General features: G+C 61.0%; 16 protein-coding genes. 6 read left to right on the forward strand and 10 right to left on the reverse strand.

All coding sequences use genetic code 11. From position 1 onward, the window contains the following. Positions 1-40: 40 nt before the first annotated feature. The 7 genes from proB to C2L80_RS01690 all read right to left on the reverse strand — a co-directional run bounded on the left by proB (position 41) and on the right by C2L80_RS01690 (position 8,683). Positions 41-1,195 (reverse strand): glutamate 5-kinase, encoded by a 1,155-nt coding sequence (gene proB, locus C2L80_RS01660; RefSeq protein ID WP_092197233.1) that lies wholly within the window; start codon positions 1,193-1,195, stop codon positions 41-43. Beyond that, positions 1,195-2,589: a GTPase ObgE gene (gene obgE, locus C2L80_RS01665; protein WP_087196313.1), complete on the reverse strand. Its 1,395-nt coding sequence runs from the start codon at positions 2,587-2,589 to the stop codon at positions 1,195-1,197. The genes proB and obgE overlap by 1 nt, the downstream gene beginning before the upstream one ends. Before the next feature lie 211 nt (positions 2,590-2,800). Then, positions 2,801-3,052 (reverse strand): 50S ribosomal protein L27, encoded by a 252-nt coding sequence (gene rpmA, locus C2L80_RS01670; protein WP_087193662.1) that lies wholly within the window; start codon positions 3,050-3,052, stop codon positions 2,801-2,803. A gap of 18 nt (positions 3,053-3,070) precedes the next feature. Then, positions 3,071-3,442, reverse strand: a complete 372-nt coding sequence (gene rplU / locus C2L80_RS01675; protein ID WP_087193663.1) for a 50S ribosomal protein L21 — start codon at positions 3,440-3,442, stop codon at positions 3,071-3,073. A gap of 390 nt (positions 3,443-3,832) precedes the next feature. Continuing rightward, positions 3,833-6,460 (reverse strand): DNA polymerase I, encoded by a 2,628-nt coding sequence (polA, locus tag C2L80_RS01680; protein ID WP_103262495.1) that lies wholly within the window; start codon positions 6,458-6,460, stop codon positions 3,833-3,835. A 183-nt stretch (positions 6,461-6,643) separates the two neighbouring features. Further along, positions 6,644-7,321 carry a winged helix-turn-helix domain-containing protein gene (locus tag C2L80_RS01685; protein ID WP_087193665.1) on the reverse strand — a complete coding sequence of 226 codons (678 nt, stop codon included), beginning with the start codon at positions 7,319-7,321 and terminating at the stop codon, positions 6,644-6,646. Positions 7,322-7,339: 18 nt separating this feature from the next. Beyond that, the gene (locus C2L80_RS01690) at positions 7,340-8,683 is read right to left on the reverse strand and encodes a glutamine synthetase family protein (RefSeq protein WP_087193666.1); all 1,344 of its coding nucleotides are present in this window, start codon (positions 8,681-8,683) and stop codon (positions 7,340-7,342) included. A gap of 262 nt (positions 8,684-8,945) precedes the next feature. On the opposite strand from C2L80_RS01690, the gene C2L80_RS01695 reads away from it, so the two are divergent. From C2L80_RS01695 to C2L80_RS01720, 6 genes are all read left to right on the forward strand, one after another. Next, positions 8,946-9,314: an Hpt domain-containing protein gene (locus C2L80_RS01695; RefSeq protein WP_103262496.1), complete on the forward strand. Its 369-nt coding sequence runs from the start codon at positions 8,946-8,948 to the stop codon at positions 9,312-9,314. Between the two features lie 85 nt (positions 9,315-9,399). Next, positions 9,400-10,668: a glycosyltransferase family 4 protein gene (locus tag C2L80_RS01700; protein WP_224758928.1), complete on the forward strand. Its 1,269-nt coding sequence runs from the start codon at positions 9,400-9,402 to the stop codon at positions 10,666-10,668. Positions 10,669-10,749: 81 nt separating this feature from the next. Next, on the forward strand, positions 10,750-11,982 hold the full coding sequence (locus tag C2L80_RS01705) for a DegT/DnrJ/EryC1/StrS family aminotransferase (protein WP_103262497.1): 1,233 nt from the start codon (positions 10,750-10,752) through the stop codon (positions 11,980-11,982). Continuing rightward, positions 11,982-12,581, forward strand: coding sequence for a sugar transferase (locus C2L80_RS01710; protein ID WP_103262498.1), 600 nt, complete (start codon positions 11,982-11,984; stop codon positions 12,579-12,581). Before C2L80_RS01705 ends, C2L80_RS01710 begins: the two co-directional genes overlap by 1 nt. A 1,043-nt stretch (positions 12,582-13,624) precedes the next feature. Continuing rightward, positions 13,625-14,455 carry an ABC transporter permease gene (locus C2L80_RS01715; protein ID WP_103262499.1) on the forward strand — a complete coding sequence of 277 codons (831 nt, stop codon included), beginning with the start codon at positions 13,625-13,627 and terminating at the stop codon, positions 14,453-14,455. A gap of 12 nt (positions 14,456-14,467) precedes the next feature. After that, positions 14,468-15,220, forward strand: coding sequence for an ABC transporter ATP-binding protein (locus C2L80_RS01720; protein ID WP_103262500.1), 753 nt, complete (start codon positions 14,468-14,470; stop codon positions 15,218-15,220). A gap of 121 nt (positions 15,221-15,341) precedes the next feature. Here C2L80_RS01720 and C2L80_RS01725 read toward each other — a convergent pair whose 3' ends face one another. The 3 genes from C2L80_RS01725 to C2L80_RS01735 all read right to left on the reverse strand — a co-directional run. Further along, on the reverse strand, positions 15,342-18,362 hold the full coding sequence (locus C2L80_RS01725) for a DUF4422 domain-containing protein (RefSeq protein WP_204600506.1): 3,021 nt from the start codon (positions 18,360-18,362) through the stop codon (positions 15,342-15,344). 78 nt (positions 18,363-18,440) lie between these two features. Next, positions 18,441-21,203, reverse strand: a complete 2,763-nt coding sequence (locus tag C2L80_RS01730) for a YfhO family protein (RefSeq protein WP_129589865.1) — start codon at positions 21,201-21,203, stop codon at positions 18,441-18,443. A gap of 65 nt (positions 21,204-21,268) precedes the next feature. Further along, positions 21,269-22,498 (reverse strand): glucosaminidase domain-containing protein (locus C2L80_RS01735; RefSeq protein WP_193602613.1); only part of this gene is annotated, 1,230 nt, incomplete at its 5' end.

Here is a 22,498-nt window from a genome sequence, read left to right on the forward strand (position 1 = left end):
CGCAGCCGGCTTTCACCACCCGGCAACCCACCGAAGGGCGCTACTCGAACACCACCAGTTCGTCGCGATGGACAAGCGGCTTCTCCGCCAAGCTCGACAACAGCCGGTTCGCCTGCAGCTGCGCGCGCGTGCGCCCGATGGCGAGCGCGGCCTCGTCGCTCGAGAACGCCGCACGTCCGCGGGCGAACAGATACCCCGAACCGTCCTTGATGTCCACGATGTCGCCCGACTCGAAGCGGCCTTCCACCGCGCGCACGCCTACGGGCAGAAGCGAGCTGCCGTGCGCGACGAGCGCGGCCTTCGCCCCCTCGTCCACCGAAAGCGCCCCGCGCGCGGCGTCGCCGAGCGCTATCCACAGCTTCTTCGGCGTGATCTCGTGGGGCCGCGAGGCCGCGACGAAACGCGTGCCCACCTCTTCGCCCCGCGCCGCGTCCACGATGGCGCCCTCGCGACGGCCATGGCACACCACAAGCGGGATGCCCGCCACCATGAGCACGCGCGCGGCCTTGATCTTCGTGGCCATGCCGCCCGAACCGACCGTGCTGCCCGCGCCGCCCGCCGCGGCCATGATCTCCGGACCGACGGCCTCCACGCGCCTGATGAGCCGCGCTTCGGGGTGGACGGCCGGGTTCGCGTCGTACAGCCCGTCGATGTCCGACAGGATGACCACGAGATCGGCTTCGATGAGGCACGCCACGAGCGCCGCGAGCGTGTCGTTGTCGCCGAAGCGGATCTGCTCCACCGACACGGTGTCGTTCTCGTTCACGATGGGGACCACGCCCAGATCGAGCAGCCGGTCGAACGTGTCGCGCGCGTGCAGGTAGGCGCGGCGGTCGGCCGTGTCCCGCCGCGTCAGCAGCACCGTCGACGTCACGATGCCGCGCTGGGCGAATGCCTCGGCGTACGCGGTCGAGAGAGCGCTTTGGCCCACCGACGCCGCCGCCTGGAGGCTCGGCATGTCGTGCGGGCGCTTCTCGATGCCGAGCCTCTCCAATCCGCAGGCGATGGCCGCCGACGTCACCACGACGGGATGCCAGCCCTCCTCCCTCGCCCGCGCGATCTGGTCTGCCAGCCGTTCGAGGTAGGCGTAGTCTATCTTGCTCTCCGAGGTCGTGAGCGTCGAAGATCCGATCTTCACGACGAGCCTCCGACCGCCCCCTCGCCGCGCGCCGCGCGCGCCCTTCCCAGCGCCCATCACAGGTCGAGCTCCCTGAACGCGTCCTCCGACGTCCGCGCCGATTCGAACTCGAACGCGCGGCCCACGATGCGGATCTCGTCGCCGTCCACCGCCCCGGCGCGTTCAAGCGCCGCCTCCACGCCGAGCCGCTTGAGCCGGTGCTGCAGAAAGGCGATGGCCTCCTCGTTCTCCCAGTCGGTCTGCACGACCATGCGCTCCACCTGAGGGCCCGTCACGCGGAACACGCCGCCGCCGAGCGGCGTCACGGAGAAGCGCTTGTCGCGCTCGGCCCGCCGGTGCTCCCACACCTGCCCGTACTGCACTTCGGTCGCCGCCGCCTCGCGCGCCGCCTCGCGCAGCTCGTTCACCTTGCGCGCGATGGCCGCCTTGAGGCCGTCGACGCCCTCGCCGGTGAGCGCGCTCACGCGGTAGAGCTTCGGATCGACGGGGCTCGGGGCGAACTCGTCGCCGTCGGCGGCCGCGACGGAGTCCTCCCGCACGCGCTTCGCCAAACGCTCGCACGCCTCCTCGGTGCCCGCCACGTCGGTCTTGTTCGCCACCACGATGCGCGGGCGCGCCGCCAGCTCGTCGGCGTAAAGCGCAAGCTCGCGGTTGATGATCTCGTAGTCGGAAAGCGGGTCGCGCCCCTCCCAGTCGCCGGTCAGATCCACTACGTGCACGATGAGCGCCGTGCGCTCGATGTGGCGCAAGAACTCGTGCCCCAGGCCGCGCCCCTCGTGGGCGCCTTCGATGAGGCCGGGGATGTCAGCCACGACGAAGGACAGATCGCCCGAGCGCGCCACGCCGAGGTTCGGCACGAGCGTCGTGAACGGGTAGTCGGCGATCTTCGGGCGCGCGGCGCTCATCTTCGCGATGAGCGACGACTTGCCCGCGCTCGGCATGCCCACGAGCGCCGCGTCGGCCATGAGCTTCATCTCGAGCTCGATCCAGCCCTCCTGAGCCGGCTCGCCGAGCTCCGCGAACGCGGGCGCGCGGCGCGTCGAGGTGACGAAATGGATGTTGCCGCGGCCGCCCGTGCCCCCCTCGGCCACGACGACGCGCTCGCCGTCGTGCGTGAGGTCGGCGATGAGCTCGCCCGTCTCCCGCGTATCCTCGAAGTACTCGCGCACCACGGTGCCCACCGGCACCTTGAGCACGAGGTCCTCCCCCGTCGCGCCGTGCATGCGGCTGCCTTTGCCGTGCGTGCCGCGCTCGGCTTTGAAATGGTGCTTGAAGCGGTACTCGATGAGCGAGGACAGGCTCGCGTCGGCTTCGAGCACCACGTTGCCGCCGTGCCCGCCGTCGCCGCCGTCCGGCCCGCCCTTCGGCACATGGGCCTCGCGGCGAAACGACATGCAACCCGCACCGCCGTCGCCGCCCTTCACATGGATGCGCACTTTGTCGATGAACACCTGGGGCCACCTCTATCCTGGAACCGGCCTTCGCATCGGAAGGCCCTCTTGCGTCGCACGCGCGAAGTGTGCAAGTCGTCTTCACGCCCGGCTTCACGGCACGATGTGGGATGCGCGACGCGCTCTTTCGATTGTATACGAAACATGCCCTCTGAAAGACAGAGGGCATGCAAAAACAAACAAGGTGTGGTTGATGCGAAAGAAGCGGTTCTTACGCCTCGGGACGCACGTGAACCCTGCGCTTCACGCCGCGCGTGAACTCGAGCGTGCCGTCGCACAGCGCGAATAGCGTGTCGTCCTTGCCGCGGCCGACGTTGTCGCCCGGATGAAACTTCGTGCCGCGCTGGCGAACGATGACGTTGCCCGTCTTGACCGTCTGACCGGCAAACATCTTCACGCCGAGGCGCTGCGCGCGGGAATCGCGGCCGTTTCGGGTGGATCCAAGACCTTTCTTGTGAGCCATGATGTTCCCTCCTTCTGCTTACTCGGCGTCTTCGGACGCGGGCTTCTCGGCGGCCTTCTTGGCGACGGGCTTGTCGGCCTTCGCCGAGCCCACGGACTCGATCTCGATGCGTGTGAGACGCTGGCGGTGACCGCGCAGCTTCTTGTAGTTCTTGCGCTTCTTGAACTTGAAGACGAGCTGCTTCTCGCCCTTGAACTGCTCGAGCACGATGGCCGTGACCTTCGTGGCAGCGGCCTTCGCCGGATCGGCCTCGACCTTCGCGCCGTCGACGACGCAGATGGCCTCGAGGTCGACCTTGGCGCCCACCTCGGCATCAAGCTTCTCCACGTTCAGCCTGTCTCCTGGGGCGACCTTGTACTGTTTGCCGCCCGTCTTAACGATTGCGTACATGAGTGTCTCCTTGAATGAAATAAACGCAAGGCGATAGCTTAGCAGCGTGATCGTAGCAAGTCAATATGAACGTATGCACAATCTCCGCGTATCATCGCACTCTTCCTACGCGCGCCCTTTTGAGCGCAACGTTTGCATGATAGCAGATCTTTCCGGTCACGCACGGCAGCATGGCATGATTTTTTCCGGCATCACAGGTCCTGCAAAGTCGCAGAAAGACCGCGAACGCGCTTTGCGAATCGCGACCGCCGTTGCGCCGCCTTGCGGGCGGCATTGTCGCCCCGAAGACACGGTTTGCGGGCGAAAACCGTGTCTTCGGGGCGACAATGCGCGCGACGGGAACGTAAGCGCGGCAGGGGCGCGGCAGGGGGACGCCGGACAGCCGGGATCCTAGTGCGCTTCGGCCCAGGTGGCTCCTGCGGACACGTCCGCCACGAGCGGCACGCGCAGCTTCACCACGCCCTCCATGACTTCCTTCGCAAGCGCGCTCACAACCTCGAGCTCGTCTTCGGGCACGCTGAAATCCAGCTCGTCGTGCACCTGCAAAAGCAGCTTCGCGCGCAGCCCTTCGGCCATCAGCCGGCGCTGAACCTCGCCCATCGCGAGCTTGATGATGTCGGCGGCGCTTCCTTGCATGGGGTGGTTCATAGCCGTGCGCTCGCCGAAGCCGCGTTGGTTCGCGTTTCCGGCTTTGAGCTCGGGGATGTGGCGCTTGCGACCGAACATCGTCTCGGCGAACCCCTGCTCCTTGGCCTTCGCGACGGTGTCGTCGAGGTAAGCGCGCACGCCGGGGTACGCCTCGAAGTAGCGATCGATCATCTCCTTGGCTTCGCCGAACGGGATGCCGAGGCTTTGCGAGAGACCGAACGCCTGCTGACCGTACACGATGCCGAAGTTCACAGCCTTCGCGCGGCTGCGCAGCTCAGGCGTGACCTCCTCCACGGGCAAGTCGAACACGCGGCTCGCCGTGGAGGCGTGGAAGTCGGCGCCCGAGCAGAAGGCGGCCACAAGGTGCTCGTCGCCGGAGAGGTGCGCGAGCAGCCTCAGCTCGATCTGCGAGTAGTCGGCCGACACGAACAGCTCGCCCGGCGCGAGCGGCACGAACGACTCGCGGATCTGGCGGCCGAACTCCGTACGCACGGGGATGTTCTGCAGGTTCGGGTCCGACGAGGACAAGCGGCCGGTCGTCGTGACCGTCTCGTTGAAGCACGTGTGCACGCGCCCGTCGCCGGCGCGCATGCGCGGCAGGGCATCGATGTAGGTGGACTTGATCTTGGCAAGCTCGCGGTAGCGCAGCACGAGCGCGGGCAGGTCGTGCTCATGCGAGAGCTCCTTGAGCACGGCCGCGTCGGTGGAGTAGCCGCGCTGGTTCTTCTTGAGGGGCTTCAGGCCCAGCACCTCGAACAGAATGCGCGAGAGCTGCTTGGGGGAATCGAGGTTGAACTCCTCCCCCGCCATGTCGAATATGCGAGCGCTCAGTTCGTCGAGCTCGGCCTGCGTGGATGCGCCCAGCTCGGCCAAACGGTCGCAGTCCACCGCGGCACCCGTGCGCTCCACGATGGCGAGCACGGCCACGAGCGGCAGGTCGATGTCGAAGTACGGGCGCGCGCTGCCGTCGCGCTCAAGCGCCTCCGTAAGCGGCCCCACGAGCTGGCGCGCCGCAGCGGCCTGGAAGGAGGCCGCGGCCGCTTCGTCCTTCGCCTCGGGCAAAACGCCCCCGCAGTAGGCGTCGAGCAGCGCGTCGAAGGAGTACTCCGACACCGACGAATTCAGCACGTAGCCGGCCAGCCCCAGGTCGAACGCGCGCATGCCCATGAGGTCGGCGTCGTCCACAAGGGCGCGCTCGGAAGTGTCGGCCGGATAGACGCGGTGAAGCGCCTGCTTCACATCGAGCGCGGAGAACGGAGCGCCCTTCACGACGCGCGAGAACGCGGCCAGGCCCTCGTCGTCCTCGAACAGCGCGGTCCCCTCGCTCGTGGACACGGCGCAGTGCAGCCCCGCGTTGAACAGCGACACCTGTTCGGGCTCCACGAACGCCACCCCCAGCGACTCGCCGCGCGCGATGGCGGCATCCACCAGTTCGACAGCCCGCGCCCCCGTGACGACGGGCTCGACCGAAAGCGGAGCAGCCTTGCGTTCGAGCTCTTTGCCCACGAGCTTGAGCACGCGGTTGAGATGGGCGTTGAACCGCACCTTCTTGAACGCCTCGGTCACGGCCTCCGGATCGAACGACGGGAAGCTGCACCCCTTTAGATCGAGCGGAAAATCGAGATCGCGCACGATGGTGGCCACCTCGCGGCTCAGATACGCCATGTCCTTGTTCTCGACGATCTTCTCCTTCTGCTTGCCTTTGAGGTCGTCGACATGCTCGTAGATGCCCTCGAGGTTGCCGTAGGACTGCAAGAGCTTGGCCGCCGTCTTGTCGCCGATGCCGGGCACGCCGGGGATGTTGTCGGAGGAGTCGCCTTTGAGGCCCAGAAAGTCGATGAACTGGTCGGGGCGCACGCCGTAGCGCTCCTCCACCTCGGCCGGACCGTAGATGGCCACGTCGGTGATGCCCTTCTTCGTGGTGACGATGCGCGTTTTGTCCGTGGCCAGCTGGTAGGCGTCCTTGTCGCCCGTCACGAGCAGCGTCTCGAAGCCGAGCGCCTCGTCGCGCGCGGCGATGGTGCCCAGGATGTCGTCGCCCTCCCAGCCCTTCACGCGCACGACGGGCACGGCCATGGCCGAAAGCAGCTCCTCGATGATGGGGAACTGCACCTTGAGATCGTCGTCCATGGGCGGGCGCTGCGCCTTGTACTGCTCGAGCGCGCGCATGCGAAACGCGGGGCGTCCCGCGTCGAACGCGCAGATGATGGCGTCGGGGCTGGCCATGTCGATGAACTTCAGCAGCATGGCCAGAAAGCCGAACACGGCGTTGGTGGGCGTGCCGTCGGGGGCGTTCATCGTCTGCGGAACGGCGTGGTAGGCGCGGTGCATGAGCGAGTTGCCGTCGATGACGGCGATCTTCTTCGGCATGACGTGTCCTTCGGTCGCAAGGTCTCGGGTGGCCCAGTATAGTCCAACCCGCCCCGCCCGCACCGCCCAGGCCGACCGGAAACAGAGAATCCCCGGAGGGCGGGACATCCCGGGACCGCGCGCTTACCGCAACCACGCCCGCCGCACGATGACACGCTCAGGTGCGAGCCCTCCGCGCCGGCCTCACGCGCTCCACAGGTACCCCACGCCGCGCACCGTTTCCAGGTGCTGCGCGAGCTCCGGGCCGAGCTTGGCGCGCACGCGGCGCACGTGCACGTCCACCGTGCGCGAACCGCCGTAGTAGTCGAAGCCCCACACCTGGCGCAAGAGCGCGTCGCGCGAGTAGGTGCGACCGGGATGCGTGACCAGAAAGGACAGAAGCGCGTACTCCAGATAGGTGAGGTCGAGCGGCTCGCCGCCGACGGTCACCTGGTAGGTCGCCAGGTTGACGACCATGTTCTCCACGCACAAAACGTCGCGGGAGCCCCCCTCGTCGCCCGACCACAGAAGCTGCCGGATGCGGGCCGCGCACTCCTCGGCCGAAGCGCCGTGCACGACGAAGTCGCTTCTCACCCGGACGGGGAGGCGAAACTCGTCAAGGCGCGACCGTTCGACGATCGCGAGCAACGCCGCCCCGCCGCCCTCCCCGGCGATCGCCGCCTCCACCCGGCCCATGTTCGAGAACGCGTCCCCGCGGGCCTCGTAGACGATGAGGTCGTACGAAGGATGCTGGACGAGCAGCCTTTCAAGGTGCGCGGACGATCCCGCCGCCACCTCCACATCGAGGTGCGCGAGCACCTGTTGGAACTTGTGCGCGTTGTCCAGGCTGTCGGCCACGAATATGACGAGTTTGCGCCGCACGGCTCCTCCCCTCGCACCTCAGAGCACCGCGAGGTAGCGGTCGCGCTCCCACTGCGACACGGAGCTTTGGTACTCGCCCCATTCGGCACGCTTGGCGGCCACGAGGTAGCCGTGGATGTGCTCGCCAAGCGTCTCGCGCATGAGGTCGGAGGAAGCGAACAGCTCCACCGCCTCGCCAAGGCTCTCGGGGAGCGTCCCGACGCCCAGCTCGCGCAGATCCCTGCGATCAAGCGAGGAGAGGTCTGCGTTCTCGCACGCCGGCTGCAAATCAAGCCCGTCCTCGATGCCCTTGAGGCCCGCGGCCAGCATGACGGCGAACGCGAGGTAGGGGTTCGCGCTCGGATCGGGACTGCGCACCTCGAGGCGGCAAGCCGCCTCGGAATCGGGACGGTAGCCCGGCACGCGCACGAGCGTCGAGCGGTTCGAGCGCGCCCACGACAGGTAGACCGGAGCCTCCCCACCGGGAACGAGCCGCTTGTAGGAGTTCACGTGTTGGTTCGTGACCAGGCAGAACTCGGGAGCGTACTTGAGCAGTCCGGCAAGGTAGCACCGGGCCGTCCTCGACAGGCGGTAGCCCTGCGGGTCGGCGGGGTCGAAGAACGCGTTCTTTCCGTCGAGATCGAACAAGCTCTGATGCACGTGCATGCTGCTGCCCGGCTCGCCCGAGAGCGGCTTGGGCATGAACGAGGCGTACACGCCGTGGCGCGTCGCGATCTCCTTCACCACCAGCTTGTACGTCATCACCGCGTCGGCCATGGACAGCGCGTCGGTGAACCGCAGGTCGATCTCGTGCTGCGACGGGCCCATCTCGTGATGCGAGTACTCCACGGGAATGCCCATCTTCTCGAGCGTGAGCACCGTGTCGCGCCGCAGGTCGGAGGCGTAATCGAGGCTTGTGAGGTCGAAGTAGCCGCCACGGTCGAGCACTTCTGCGCCCTGCGCGTCCTTGAAGTAGTAGAACTCGAGCTCGGGGCCTACGTTGAACACGTAGCCCATCTCGCGCGCCTTCGCCGCCATGCGCGCGAGCACCTGGCGCGGATCCCCCTCGAAAGGCCGTCCGTCGGGCGTGCGCAGGCTGCAGAACATGCGCGCCACCGCGTTGCTCTCGGGCCGCCAGGGCAGAACCTGGAACGTGGACGCGTCGGGAAACGCCAGCATGTCGGATTCCTGCGTGCGGCAGAAGCCCTCGATGCAGCTGCCGTCGAAGCCCATGCCGTCGGCGAAGGCGTCCTCCAGCTCGCTCGGGATGACGGCGAAGCTCTTCATGCGCCCGAGCACGTCGGTGAACCAGAAGCGCACGAAGTGCACATCGCGGCTCTTGATGGTCTTCAGGACGAAGTCCTCTTCCGGGTTCGCGGCCATGGCCCGCCTCGCTTCCGATCCCGCCGCCGCGCTTCGCAGGCAGCGCGCCCTATCCCTTTTCGAGAGGCCATTATATCCCCGCCGCGTTTCGGATTCGTTACGCCGCCGAAACCCCATCGAACAATCCCATCGAACGCTCGCGAAGCGGCGCGGCCGCACATCACGATCACGTGACGGTTCCGGGCGAAGCCCCCTCGAAAAAGAGCCGGCCGCTATACTGTCCCCCTTGCACGCCCGAGACAACGCGCGAGAAGGGACCGACATGACCCTCGACCACACCGACCGCACCGAGCTTTTGCGCGAAGGCGGCATCGACCACCGCGAGGCCATGGAGCGCTTCTGCGGAAACGAGGCGCTCTACGAGCGGCTCGCCCTCAAATTCCTCGACGACCCCCATTTTGCAGAGCTTGAGCAGGCGCTTTCCGACAAGGACGCGCAGACCGCCTACCGCGCCGCCCACTCGCTCAAAGGCGTCGCGGGCAACCTGTCGCTGCGGCGCCTCTACGACCAAACCTGCCGCCTGTGCGACGCGCTGCGCGCGAGCGACCTGGACGCAGCCGAGCGCATCCTGCCAGACGCCCGCGCCGCCTACGACGCCGTCATAAGGACGTTGGACCAGTTGAGAGGGTGAGGCCCGCCCAAAAGCCGCTCGAAAGCCGCCCGAAAGCCCGCAACGAGGAGGCCAAACCGCAGCGCACTTGCTATAATGCTCGGTTATGGAAACCTCCCGAGCGAAATACACCGGCAAGCACCGCATCGCCGTCGTCACGATGGGCGTGAAGCTGGGCGACGAGACGAAAGGATACACGCGGTTTCGGTTCCTCTCCGAGCTGCTCGTGCGCGAAGGGTTCGAGGTCGACCTCATCACCTCGTCGTTCCAGCATTGGGAGAAGGCGCAGCGCGACTGCTCGAAGGCGTGCTATCGCGGCCTTCCCTACCGGGTCGTGTTCGTCGAGGAGCCGGGGTATGCGAAGAACCTCGATCTGCAGCGGATCCGCAGCCATCGCGTGGCCGCGAGAAACCTTCGCGCGCATTTCGAGCGCGAATCCGACTCGTACGACCTCATCTACGCCGAGATCCCGCCGAACGACGTCGCGCGCGTCTGCGCCGAGGCGGCGGCTGCGCACGGCGTGCCGTTCGTCGCCGACATCAACGACCTGTGGCCCGAAGCCATGCGCATGGTCGTCGACATTCCCGTGCTAAGCGATGTGGTGTTCTACCCGTTCGCACGCGACGCCCGACGCGTCTACCAACTGCTCTCGGCGGCGGTCGGCACATCCGACGAGTACGCCGCCCGACCGGCGAAGGATCGCGAGCGTCCCTATCCGCACGTTACCGTCTACGTGGGAAACGACGTGTCCGCCTTCGACGAGGGGGCCCGAAGAAACGCAGACCGGATCGTCAAACCGGAAGGCGAGGTGTGGGCCACCTACGCCGGAACGCTCGGAGCCAGCTACGACCTGGCGACGCTCATCGAAGCCGCGGCGCTGATCGAACGCGAGCGCATGCCCGAAAGCTCCCCGAGAAAAGCTTCGGTGCGCGTCAAGATCCTCGGCGACGGACCCGATCGCGAACGGCTCGAACGGCTCGCCGAAGAGCTGCGCGCGCCGGTCGACTTCCTCGGATACGCCTCCTACGACCTCATGGCGGCGTACCTGTGCGCATCCGACATCACCGTGAACTCCCTCGTCAAGTCCGCCGCCCAGAGCATCGTCACGAAGATCGGAGACTACCTCGCCAGCGGCAAGCCAATGGTCAACACGGGGTCGAGCCTCGAGTTCCGGGAGAAGGTCGACTCCGAGGGCTTTGGCGTCAACGTGCCCGCCGAGGATCCACGCGCGCTCGCCGACGTCCTCGCCAGCTTGGCAGACCGCTCGGCGACGAGGAAGATCATGGGAGCGAAGGCCCGATCGGTGGCTGAAAGGGAGTTCGACCAGCCGCATTCGTACCGGGCAATCGTGGATTTGCTGCGCACGTTGCTATGATTCCCGCTGTACGCCCTCGTCAAATCGACACGGGCACGCCAAAATAGGTGTTTCGACGAAACGCGACACGAGGAGCGACACGTGACCGACAAACGACGCATTTCATTCTCTCCACCCGACATCACGCAGGCCGAGATCGACGAGGTGGTAGACTCCCTGAAAAGCGGCTGGATCACCACCGGCCCGAAAACGAAGAGGTTCGAGCGGGAGCTGGAAGCGTTCACGACGTCGGATCGCGTTGCGACGTTCTCTTCGGCGACGGCCGCCCTCGAATGCGCCCTGCGAGCGCTCGGCGTCGGCCCCGGCGACGAGGTGATCACGAGCGCCTACACCTACACCGCCTCTTGCTCGGTCATCTGCCATGTGGGCGCCACGCCCGTGCTGTGCGACACCGCCCGCGGATCGTACGAGATGGACTACGACGCCCTGCCCTCCCTCGTCACCGAGCGAACGCGCGCCGTCATCCCGGTCGATGTCGCCGGCCGCATGGTCGACTACGACCGGCTCTACGCCGCCCTCGACCGCGCGCGCGACCTGTGGAGGCCGGCGTCCGATCTGCAGAGCGCCTTCGACCGCGTGGTCGTGCTGGCCGACGCGGCGCATTCGCTCGGCGCCGTGCGCTGCGGCATGCCGTCGGGAACGGCCGCCGACTTCACCGCGTTCTCGTTCCATGCCGTGAAGAACCTCACCACGGCTGAAGGCGGAGCCCTCGCGTGGCGCGCGGGCGCGTTCGATTCCGATGCGCTGTACGACCAGCTCATGCTCATGTCGCTGCACGGGCAGACCAAAGACGCGCTCTCGAAAACGCGCGCCGGGGCATGGGAGTACGACATCGCCTTCCCCGGCTGGAAGTGCAACATGACCGACGTGCAAGCGGCGCTGGGGCTCGCGCAGCTGCACCGCTACCCCGAGCTCCTCGCACGGCGCCGCGTGCTCGTCGAGCGCTACGAGCACGCGCTCGAATCCCTCGGGATCGAGCTGGACGTCCTTCGCCACTACGGAGAGGGCTTCGCTTCCAGCGGGCATCTCATGCTCGTGAGGCTGCTCGACAAAAGCAGGGCGTTTCGCGACGGCCTCATCGAGCGCATGGCCGAGGACGGCATCGCGACGAACGTCCATTACAAGCCCTTGCCGCTGCTTTCGGCCTATCGCGACCTCGGATTTTGCATCGAGGATTTCCCGAACGCGCTGGCCCAGTTCGAAAACGAGATCACGCTGCCTTTGCACACGCTGCTCTCCGACGACGACGTCGACCGCGTCGCAGCGTCGCTCGGACGCGCGTACGCCGCACTCGAGGCGAAGGGCGCGAGCTGATGTACGAGCGGTTTGGAAAGCGGGTTTGCGACCTGATCGTCGGCATCGTGGCGCTGCCGATCGTGCTGCTGATCATCGCCGTGCTGGCGCCGTTCATCCACTTCGAGGACAAGGGGCCCGTGTTCTACAACGCGCCGCGCGTGGGCAAGGACGGGCGCGACTTCAAGATGTACAAGCTGCGCTCGATGCGCGTGAACGCCCCCGACCTCGTGATGGAGGACGGCTCCACCTACAACGGCGCCGACGACCCGCGCATGACGCGCGTGGGAGCGTTCATGCGCAAGACGTCGCTCGACGAGATGCCCCAGTTCCTCAACGTGCTCAAAGGGGACATGAGCGTGGTGGGCCCGCGCCCCGACCTGCGCCGCGAGACGGAGCTGTACCAAGGCGACGAGAGCCTCAAGCTCACGGTGAAGCCCGGCATCACCGGCTACGCCGCCGTGTACGGCCGCAACTCGCTGCCGTGGCACGATCGGCTGGCGCTCGACGTGTTCTACGTGCGCAACGTGTCGTTTGCGCTGGACGCGAAGGTGTTCTTCAAGACGTTCGCCACCGTGTTCAAGCAGGAGGGCGTGTTCGTGGAGAAGGACGAGAAGTGAGGGGAAAGGGAGACCTGCCATCGGTAACCAGGGTGGAGCTCAGTGCTTTTTGGCAGGACCTTGAAAAGCGGCGCAAGACAAAAGGGCGCGCGTTGACGCACGACTCCATGTCCAGACGTCGCGGAAGGCATCGGCCTGGATGGGGTTGATCACCGCGACCCCATGAACATGCGAGTCCAGAAAGCCGGACAGGGCCACCCAGCAGAGCTCACGGCCTTCTTCCGACCAAGCTGTTCTCCGGGGCCGCACCGGCCCTGCGTAGCCCCTTCAGCATTTTCGCGAAGTCGCCCGACACGTCGCCGAGCCCGAACGATTCGGCGGCGGCGCTTCCACCCTCGCTGACCGCGACGGCAACACGGCCTCTCTCTTGGCAACGTCGATCCTGATGCGGATCATGGCGTCCTCCGGTCCCTCGCTTCGCAGCGAGCCAGAGGACCTTCCTCTGGCAGTCACAGACGCAACCTCATGGATATGCGATGCCGCACGCCATCCTGCTTAATTCGTGTCCACCTGGAAGCCGAAGCGCCGACCTTTTTCGAAGAGCCTGGTCCTGGAGGGTGCGACGAGCGCCCTCCACCTCATGCGCATCCCTCTCCCCACATTCGTATCCTCGAGAAAAGAGCGCGGCCACCACACGAGAAGTGGCGAGAACAATAGGGAGGCGAGAGGGCGTTTGCGATCACAGAGAGCCCGAGCACCGCATCCATCTCGCACGCCTAGTCGCGTTTACCACCAGAAAAGGAACGAAACGCCTACGTTGTCGCCTCCCGTATGGTGCGCCCCTCACAGATAAGCCTCATGGGCCCGCCTTTCAGAAAAGAATTCTCTGGCATCGGACATGTCCGGCTCAGTTCAAGGGAAAATCAGAGCTCACGAATCGACTTGCCAATCGACCCATGGAGAAAACCGCAAGAAAACAGCGCCCGCATGCGAAAAGCAGCACCCAAGCGAGAAAAAACACGTATCATGATAGACTTGGAATTACGATAGGAAAAGGGATCGCAAGCGCCCCATCTGAAACAAGAAGACCAGAAGGACGGTTTATGTCGCACTCCGCGAATTTGCGAAAAAACAACTCAGGCAAACAAAATCATAACAGTCTTTACCTGCTGTTCAACTTGGTTTCCAAAGATTTCAAGCTACGCTACCGACGCTCTATATTGGGCGTCGTGTGGAGCATGCTGAACCCTCTGCTCATGATGATCGTGATGACGCTCATTTTCACGAATATCTTTCGTTTTCAGTTTGACATGTACCCCTTCGCCGTGTATCTGATATTAGGACAGACGCTGTTCGCCGTATTTCAAGACGGTGCGACCGGTGCCATGAGCTCCATCATCGAAGCGGCGCCCCTTATCAAAAAAGTCCATGTTCAAAAGATCATCTTTCCTACCGAAAAAGTGGTGTTTGCAGTCGTTAACTTCTGCTTCTCACTCATCGCCGTCGGGGCTGTGCTGGCCTTTTTCGGCATGGCGCCCAGCTGGAAAGCCCTCTTCATACCGTTCTTGGTTATCCTCCTCATCATCTTCACTTTGGGAGTGGGCTACCTCGTTGCAGCGTTATCCGTGTTCTTCCGGGACGTCATGCACCTCTGGGGCGTGCTCACCACCGTCTGGTTCTATTTCACGCCCATCTTCTGGCCCTACGATGCCCTCGCGAGCAACGGCCTCGATTGGGTGTATCTCCTCGTGCAGTTCAACCCCATGTACCACTTCGTCTCCTGCTTCCGGCAGATGGTCACGGGCATCCCTCTGCCGTCCGACCTAGGAGTGGTAACGGAGTTCGGTCTTTGTGCTCTGTTTGCCGTCGTAACGTTCGGCGTCGGACTATTCGTATTCAAGAAGCTGGAAAAGAAATTCATCCTTTACGTTTAACCGGGAGAGCCCATGAGCGAAACATCGCAGCAAAATGCCGTTGTGCAGGTTGATCACGTCTCGATGGTATTCAATATAGCCAATGAGAAGGTTCAAAGCCTGAAGGAATATTTCATCAAGATTGCCCGCCGCGAACTTATGTTCAAGGAGTTCACCGCTGTGGACGACGCGAGCTTCACCGTGAACCGAGGAGATGTGTTCGGGTTGGTGGGAACGAACGGATCGGGCAAATCCACCATGCTCAAAATCATCGCCGGCGTGCTGGAGCCCTCGAAAGGAACCTGTACGGTGAACGGAACCATTTCGCCGCTCATCGAACTGGGAGCGGGATTTGATCCCGAACTCACCGCACGCGAGAACATCTACCTCAACGGAGCGCTGCTGGGACATTCGAAAAAATTCCTCGATGAGCATATCAAAGACATCATCGACTTTGCCGAACTGCACGATTTTATGGAGATGCCTCTTAAAAACTACTCCTCCGGCATGGTGGCCCGCATCGCATTCGCCATCGCGACGGTAACCGAGCCCGATCTGCTTATCGTGGATGAAGTGCTTTCCGTGGGGGACTTTCTCTTTCAGCAAAAATGCGAAAATCGCATTAACGACATGATCGAACGCGGCACCACTGTGCTCATCGTGTCCCACGACACCAGCCAGATCGAGCGCCTCTGCAACCGTGCGCTGTGGATAGAAAAAAGCAAATTGAAAATGTTGGGAGATGCGAAAGAAGTGTGCGCAGCGTATCGGGAGTACGAAAGATAGACTTTTGGCAAAGAGCTTTTGGATCGTTTTTTGCGAAGTCTCCTATTTTACCGATCGCGAAAGGGAGGAACGCCAAGAGGTCTCCCTCCCTTTTCTTATGCTGCGCCGTCCCTCCAACATCTCACGCTCTTCTGAAAAACCTCTTTACCGCCTCTCTTCTTTTAGACCCATACGGCAGCACGATATCGCCAATTTTGCGCTTGAAACTGCGCGCGGCATGCCTATTCACAACATACTGATATGCTCGGTCCATCAAAGCCTCGCCGTCAAAAAGGCGAGCGATGAGCTCTTCGTAAAACGGAGTACGTCGAGCATAACGCCAGAACACGTCTGCGAAGTCGCACGTCGGATCAGACCACGGCTTCACCGCTCCGGCATAATGCACGATCTTAGGATTCTCCCGCGAATCGAGATACGCCTGATGAACCCAAGCGGGAGAGAATGAAATGACCGCGTCAAGCCTGCCGGAATCTATCATCATATTCCATGCGAAATCAACGTACTTCACGCGGCCCTCGCAATGAGAGTTAAGGATATCCTGATCATTGTATAAATACGGAACCGATGCCAGCGACAGCCATTCTTCTTGAGAATGAAAATGCTTCATCGCCGCTACATTGAAAAGCAGAACTCCCGCCTGGAAATACGAGTAAGGATCCTTCATGCCCAGTTTCTCTTTCGAATACCGAACACGCTGGCCATCCTTCATATTCAAGTTCCCAAGATAATCGGCATCAAGAACCGCCGCAAGAAGATTATCGCCAAGCTTCGTGTCGTACAACTCGGCCACATCCGCATCGACCACCAAATCGGAGTCAAGGTAAAGCACCTTCTGATAGTCAGGGAAAACCGACTGTATCAGGAAGCGGTAATATGTCTCGGTGCTGATATGGGCGTTGGCTTCGAGCTTGTAGCCGCGAACCAAATGCGAAACATCATAGAACCGCAAAGAAACATTCGGACGCCCATCAGTTATGAACCGAAACATACGCGAGGCGTTCCGAGCGGTAATATCCTTGCTGAAAACCACAATGTCATATTTCCTGGCAGGTGAGGTGTTTGCGACGAGGGAGTAGACGGCAGTGCACAACTGTGGGACGTAGTTATTGTCCGCAGCGAACACAACGGGAACCGCGCTCCCATCGAAAGCGGGTTTCAGGAATCCCTTCTTCTCGGGATGCTCAAAGTGAACGCACTGCAACGTCTTGGTGCGCCAGCCCGACCCGACACGCATATGATGGATGTAATAGATATTGAATAGCCTTTCTGCAAGATGCCCCGGAGTGCGCAATGCTTCTTTGCTGTAGGATTCGACATCGGCCTCGCCATCGCATTCCTCTAAAATCGAAAACAGCCATTCGCAATACGCGAAGAACAATTCCCTCTTCATGATGAACATGTTGCAGAAGCACGACGTGTGCCCACGCAAGAATGTATCGACATCCTCGGCATAATCAGGATATCGCCGCTTGACAAGCGAACAAACTAACTCCAGATCCTCGATATGAAGTTTGGGAGCATTGTCGTAGTGCTCAAGCGGCGTTGAAAAATCCCCAGGGAAATCGCGCAGGTCCTTGAATTCGGTCGTAATAACATCGTAGCCTTGTACCGCAGCAAGGACGCTTTCCTCGTCAAGACAATACTTCTTAACCGCATCGGCATCGATATCCTGAGCGATGATCTCCCCATAGGGGTTCTCCTCGTGGCGTACAGAGGAGAAGTCGAAATATCTGCGATAATGGCAGAAACCGTAATAGTCGGCATCCATGTTCTTCCATGCCCAATATTGGGTGGTCAATTCGCAGTAGAATGGATTCTTATCGGAGATGTTTTCGCCCTCGTCATCTTGATAGTAGCCATCAAAACGCTTTCCAGCAGAGGCGGCACCAACCTGAACGGGAAGGAAAACGGGTGATTGAGGCACGTCAACATCTTTATGCGCCGAAACGAAAATTTTGACGCGAGAGTCCTCTCGTCTTTTCGAAAGCCTACGGGCGAAAAGCGCTGCAACATGGTTTTCCACCACGTTCTTTTCGATGCGATAGCGCCCCAAATCGCGCGCATCATCATCGGTCGGAACCGCAGACTCGGCAAGAGCAAGATAATCGAACAAGACATCGTCATCAAGAAGGTTGGCATCTTCCCCCTGAAGCAGCTCGTAAGAGCGATCTCGGGCAAAACGGTAGAATTCGCGTGCCGCACTCGTCTCGCCGAATCTCTTCGCAAACGACGCAAGACCACTTGCCCAATCAGCTCTATCGAGACGAACGGGAATATCGTTCGCGAGCAATTCTAGGCATTTCAGACGAAGTCCGTCGGCGCCCTTACAAATGACATCGCTAGGATGCTCGGCTGCGAAACGCTCTGCAGCCTTGATGCAGGCAGAAAAAGAACTACAGAAAAAATCGTACCTATCGGCATCAATCTTACTCGTTCCCGTTATGCCTCGACCGTAATGATACACATAGCCGATGCATGCATCATACGTATCGGCAGACTCCGCAAGAGCGCACGCAACGAAACACTCGTAAGAGTCTTCAGCTCTCTCTAAACGTGCATCTTCCATTTCGGAAAAAGCCCTGCGTAGAAGAGGGGCGTGAAAAACACGCTGGATCATGCGCCAATCTTGCACATAGCCAAAATCCTCATCGAAGATAGTTTGAAGGATCTCGTTCCCAATCCTCTTTCCCACCTCGCCATTCAAGCTTTTTTCCAACGCATTGCATTCGCATTCGAGCACCGCCCCATGAGGCACAACCTTTGCACCGAAATGCAGAATGTCCACGGGATCGGCAGAAATTCTTGCATGCAAGGCATCAAGAACGCCGGAAGCAAGCTCGTCATCGGAATCGAGGAAAAGGACGTATTCCCCATTCGCGTTCTCGACGCCGGTTTTTCTCGCAAGGTGCAGTCCCCGGTTTTCCCCGTGGCTCACTACAGAAAATCTATCGTCCTTCGATGCATATTCTTCGGCGATAACGAGCGAGCCATCCGTACTTGCATCGTCAACAATCACAACTTGATAATCGCCAAATTCCTGATTCTCCACGCTTTGCAAACATGAGCGTAAGTATCGCTCGACATTGTACGCCGGAATCACGATGGAAAAAAACGGCATTGGAACCTCCAGAAACTCCAACATTACTTACAATTTTGTTCTATATGAAAAGCACATCCCGAAACCTTAAATCTAAAACCAAGGAGAAATGGAGCGGCATATCTACCCCTGTCTTCTCCTTGACAACCCTGTCCGCCTACGAGCAACGGCATTACCTGCGCAGATCACCGCTATAAGGATAGACACGCCAAAAAAGGAAGCGTAGCCGAGCATCAAGGATGCTCTATCATAGACGAGTTCGATCTCGTGTTCACCTTGGGAAAGAGGAGCCCCAAGAAAGCCAAGGTTGATGAGCATGGGCTCCACCTCTTCGCCATCGACGAAAACCCTCCACGATTCATTCCAGGGAATCGACGTGGCGAGATAGCCATCCTCGTCCATATCGATAGACCCCCTAAGAATACCGTTGTGGTAGCTTTCCACCTCGGAGGACGAGGAGAGGCGGTTGTCGATCATCCGGCCAAACTGGATGACTTCCTCATTCGAATACGGACGCACGCTTATCTCCCCCACTACGGGGTCGTCGCATGCGCTCGTGGCCACAATCGCAACATCCAGCTGATCATAACTTCTGTTCTTAAGCTGAACCGAGATATCCTCCTCCCCCGCAGCAGTGTAATAGCTTACTCGCTCTTTCTGACCCGTCTCAGAAGCCGAAAAAACGGCATCGATAGTAACGTTTCCGCTTTCCGAGGGCGTCGCATCAAGTCGCATAGACAACTCGAGATATTCTTCAGTGGTGGAAGGAAAATCAAAATGAACTTGATCCTCCTTTGTCACCTCAAGATCCGTTTGCGCCAAGGAGACCGGCGCATCCGAATCCGAAGGCTGAAGCGAAATGCCTTCCCTCGAAGACTCGCCCGCATCATCAGGCAACACCGCAGTCTTAAGCATTTGAAGGCTCCTGTCGGCGCGATCGACCGATGAGAAGTCGGATTCGGAGATAACCTCATTGGCATCGTAACCGAACATAAGAGGCAAGGCGTATTCGTTTTCCAAAACACGGTACACGCCGTCATCGGAAACCTCGTGATACCCAAAAGGCTCGTACAAATCGGGCGAAGAACTTGGGTACACGAGGTACTTCACTCCCAGCAGAGCGTTGAGAGCGCTATCATAAAACCCATAGACATAACGCGAATAGCCAAGTTCTTCAACATAGTCGTTTCCGACCTTGCTTAAGAAATCCGCCACCTGCTGACTCGGCCCGGAACCGCCAATATACGCCTGCGTACCCAGGTACGTCTCCGCCATGGAGCGCGTAAGCAAAGCGGTTTTGTAATCAATGCGATAAGTATCCTCCCGCTCCGAAGAAACCGCCGTCACCGAATCTTCGGGGTCGGTTCCCAACTGCACCCAGTAATCATCACGTGTGAGATGAGTTGCTTGAGTCACCATTTTGTAATTTTGGACGAAAAATTCGCAGGGGACGGCAGCCACAACAAAAACAAGGCATGCGGCTACCAACCTCCGCGATTTTGACAAGCCGAAAACAGCAAAGACAACCATGTAGGCACCAAGAAAGGCAGAAGCGAGGACGAAATACCTCCAATCTATCTCGTCGAAGATGAGAAAAGCGAAGGCAGTGAAAGCAACGAGAAGCGCACCACCCCACCAGACGGCGAGAAGAGGCCTCGGCACCTTCTTCACGAGCTGATCCAAGCCAAGGATCCCCACAAAGAGAAGAACCGCTATCACCCAGCAACTCGATTGCCTAAAGTCATCGCCTGACACCGAGAAGCCATTGAGAAGATACCTGAATCCCCATGAGAGGAAATAGAATGCAGCGGCAAGCACGATAACGCCAAGCCAGATTTTTTGCCTTTTCGTCTTGCCGAAAAAGGCAAATGGCAATCCTATCAAAACAAGAAGCCCGCAGTAAAAGTAAGGAGTGTTCAAAATGTTCGTCGAGCCGGAGAATGTCTGCATCGTCCCCAAAATGCTTGTTGAGAACAACTTGACAACCTCCTCGGCAAGCATCGTCCAGTCCGACGGAACGAGAAGAGAGGCAAGCCCGAAACCGCTATCCAAATCGTTTTCCACGCGAGGGCTATTCAAAAGCATGCTCAATCCCGGAACAAGAGCAGGCAAGGAAAGCAGCACGCCCGCCGCAACAAGAAGCAAGAACTTACCCGAAAAGGCAGCGAGCCTCCGTCCACTCCATCCGGCATCCCACGAATATCCAACCCGGAACACCGCGTAACCAAGCAACACGAGAAGGTAGAGAACAAACGGATACGCTCCACCGCCCAGCGCCGGAGCGGCAATTGCAAAGGGCAAAACAGCTATCTTTTTGTTGTCTGCGTAAAACCGCTCGAATCCCCACAGAAGCGCCGCAACTATCACGACTTCCAACGTGTAGAACGTCCAAGGAGCAAGCGCGATCATGCGGGAGCAGAAAGCGCACCCCAATCCCGCCGCATAGCGCGAGATTCGGGAAACCCCCAGATAGCCGGTAAATAAATAGAAGAAAACTCCCGCCGAAACGATTTTGAGCATCTGGGACACGAGCATCATGACGGGTACCGCATCAGAACCGAAGACCATCGGCAAATAGTCAGGGCTGAGATGCTGGGCGGTCACCGAGCCAAGGAATTGGTATTGGTTCCAAATGGAGAAATCGCCGCTTTGGATTCGCTCGGCTTCATTGACAATGAAGGGAACCGTCTGCCCAATGCTGTCGCTTCCCGATCCCGCATACACCAATAGATCATCACAGAAGATGAAGCGCCAGTACATCGCGCAGGTGACAAGAAGCAGCACGCCCAGAAATGCGCAAAACGAGAACCTGTCACGCCCTTTATGGGACAGCGACTTCCATGTAGATTCGATTCGCGCAAACAAAGCAGCAGCCCCTTCGATCAACTCAAATTACCTTAAAGAGGCATGGCACCAATGCCCCAAGCGATTCCTACCCACATACGGACCTGTCACCACAGCCCATATCGCATGAGCATCTCCACGATGTTCATGCCGTATCCATCGGAAGCGGCCCAACCTTTCCCCTGAGGGTTGTTGGGAATGCCCAACCACTGCACGTATTCGGATACCCCGCGCTGTACATACGAGAAACGAGGGTCAACGCACTCCTTGACTAACAGCTCCGAGTTCGCATATGCCTTCAGATGCTGAACTTGCGCGCGGATGCCCGTCCTCACGTCGGGAAAACTCGCTCCGCTCGCACCCCCGCCAACAGCACCCAAACCAGCGAAGTTGAACTGCCCGATGGAGACATCGCCACCGAAACGCAACCAACCCGTCTCCAGCATCGCCTGGCAGAACACCACTTGCGAGCGAATACCTTCGGCAGTCGCCTCCTCGTAGACTATCCTACAGAAGTCATCGATGGTAGGGGCGCCGCCCTTTGCCAAATCCACAGAAGGGTACGCCGCTCCCGACATCCGGAATGCATCGACCATTTTTTCAGGCGAAACAACGCAATCTCCCGCCACATAGTAAAGCTCCTGCGTCTTGGAAGGGACAAGCTCGCCATTGCTATTGTAGTAATAATAGTAAATGCCGTTGAGCTGCCACCCACCGTTCAGCACGCCGTTCTCATCCGAGCAGTACCACACGCCGTCCACGGTGTACCAGCCCGTCCAGAGGTGCCCGTCGTCGCGGTCGAGGCGGTAGCGCCTGCCGCCCTCGTCGTACCAGCCCTTCCGCAGAACGCCGTTCTCATCCGAGCAGTACCACACGCCGTCCACGGTGTACCAGCCCGTCCAGAGGTGCCCGTCGTCGCGGTCGAGGCGGTAGCGCCTGCCGCCCTCGTCGTACCAGCCCCTGACAAGCGAGCCGTCCGGGGAGGCGTAGTAGCGGCCGCCGTCGACGGCGAACCAGCCGAGCGCGAGCGCTCCCCCCTTAGCGGGATCGTAGTAGTACCGCCCGCCGTCGGAGCCGTCGATCCAGCCCGAGTAGACCTCGCCGTCGGGGAGCGCATGGTACCACACGCCGTCCACGGTGAAGCTGCCCGTCCAGAGGTGCCCGTCGTCGCGGTCGAGGCGGTAGCGCCTGCCGCCCTCGTCGTACCAGCCCTTCCGCAGAACGCCGTTCTCATCCGAGCAGTACCACACGCCGTCCACGGTGTACCAGCCCGTCCAGAGGTGCCCGTCGTCGCGGTCGAGGCGGTAGCGCCTGCCGCCCTCGTCGTACCAGCCCCT

Origin of the sequence: Rubneribacter badeniensis (assembly GCF_002899695.1) — a bacterium.
Classification (GTDB): domain Bacteria; phylum Actinomycetota; class Coriobacteriia; order Coriobacteriales; family Eggerthellaceae; genus Rubneribacter; species Rubneribacter badeniensis.

Excerpts from the sequence above, each read along its gene's own strand:
- C2L80_RS01715 (WP_103262499.1), top strand. The coding sequence starts at position 13,625 with ATGTCGCACTCCGCGAATTTGCGAAAAAACAACTCAGGCAAACAAAAT.
- C2L80_RS01710 (WP_103262498.1), top strand. The coding sequence starts at position 11,982 with ATGTACGAGCGGTTTGGAAAGCGGGTTTGCGACCTGATCGTCGGCATC.
- C2L80_RS01725 (WP_204600506.1), bottom strand. The coding sequence starts at position 18,362 with ATGTTGGAGTTTCTGGAGGTTCCAATGCCGTTTTTTTCCATCGTGATT.
- polA (WP_103262495.1), bottom strand. The coding sequence starts at position 6,460 with ATGCCGAAGAAGATCGCCGTCATCGACGGCAACTCGCTCATGCACCGC.
- C2L80_RS01695 (WP_103262496.1), top strand. The coding sequence starts at position 8,946 with ATGACCCTCGACCACACCGACCGCACCGAGCTTTTGCGCGAAGGCGGC.
- rplU (WP_087193663.1), bottom strand. The coding sequence starts at position 3,442 with ATGTACGCAATCGTTAAGACGGGCGGCAAACAGTACAAGGTCGCCCCA.
- rpmA (WP_087193662.1), bottom strand. The coding sequence starts at position 3,052 with ATGGCTCACAAGAAAGGTCTTGGATCCACCCGAAACGGCCGCGATTCC.
- C2L80_RS01720 (WP_103262500.1), top strand. The coding sequence starts at position 14,468 with ATGAGCGAAACATCGCAGCAAAATGCCGTTGTGCAGGTTGATCACGTC.
- C2L80_RS01690 (WP_087193666.1), bottom strand. The coding sequence starts at position 8,683 with ATGGCCGCGAACCCGGAAGAGGACTTCGTCCTGAAGACCATCAAGAGC.
- C2L80_RS01700 (WP_224758928.1), top strand. The coding sequence starts at position 9,400 with ATGGAAACCTCCCGAGCGAAATACACCGGCAAGCACCGCATCGCCGTC.
- proB (WP_092197233.1), bottom strand. The coding sequence starts at position 1,195 with ATGGGCGCTGGGAAGGGCGCGCGCGGCGCGCGGCGAGGGGGCGGTCGG.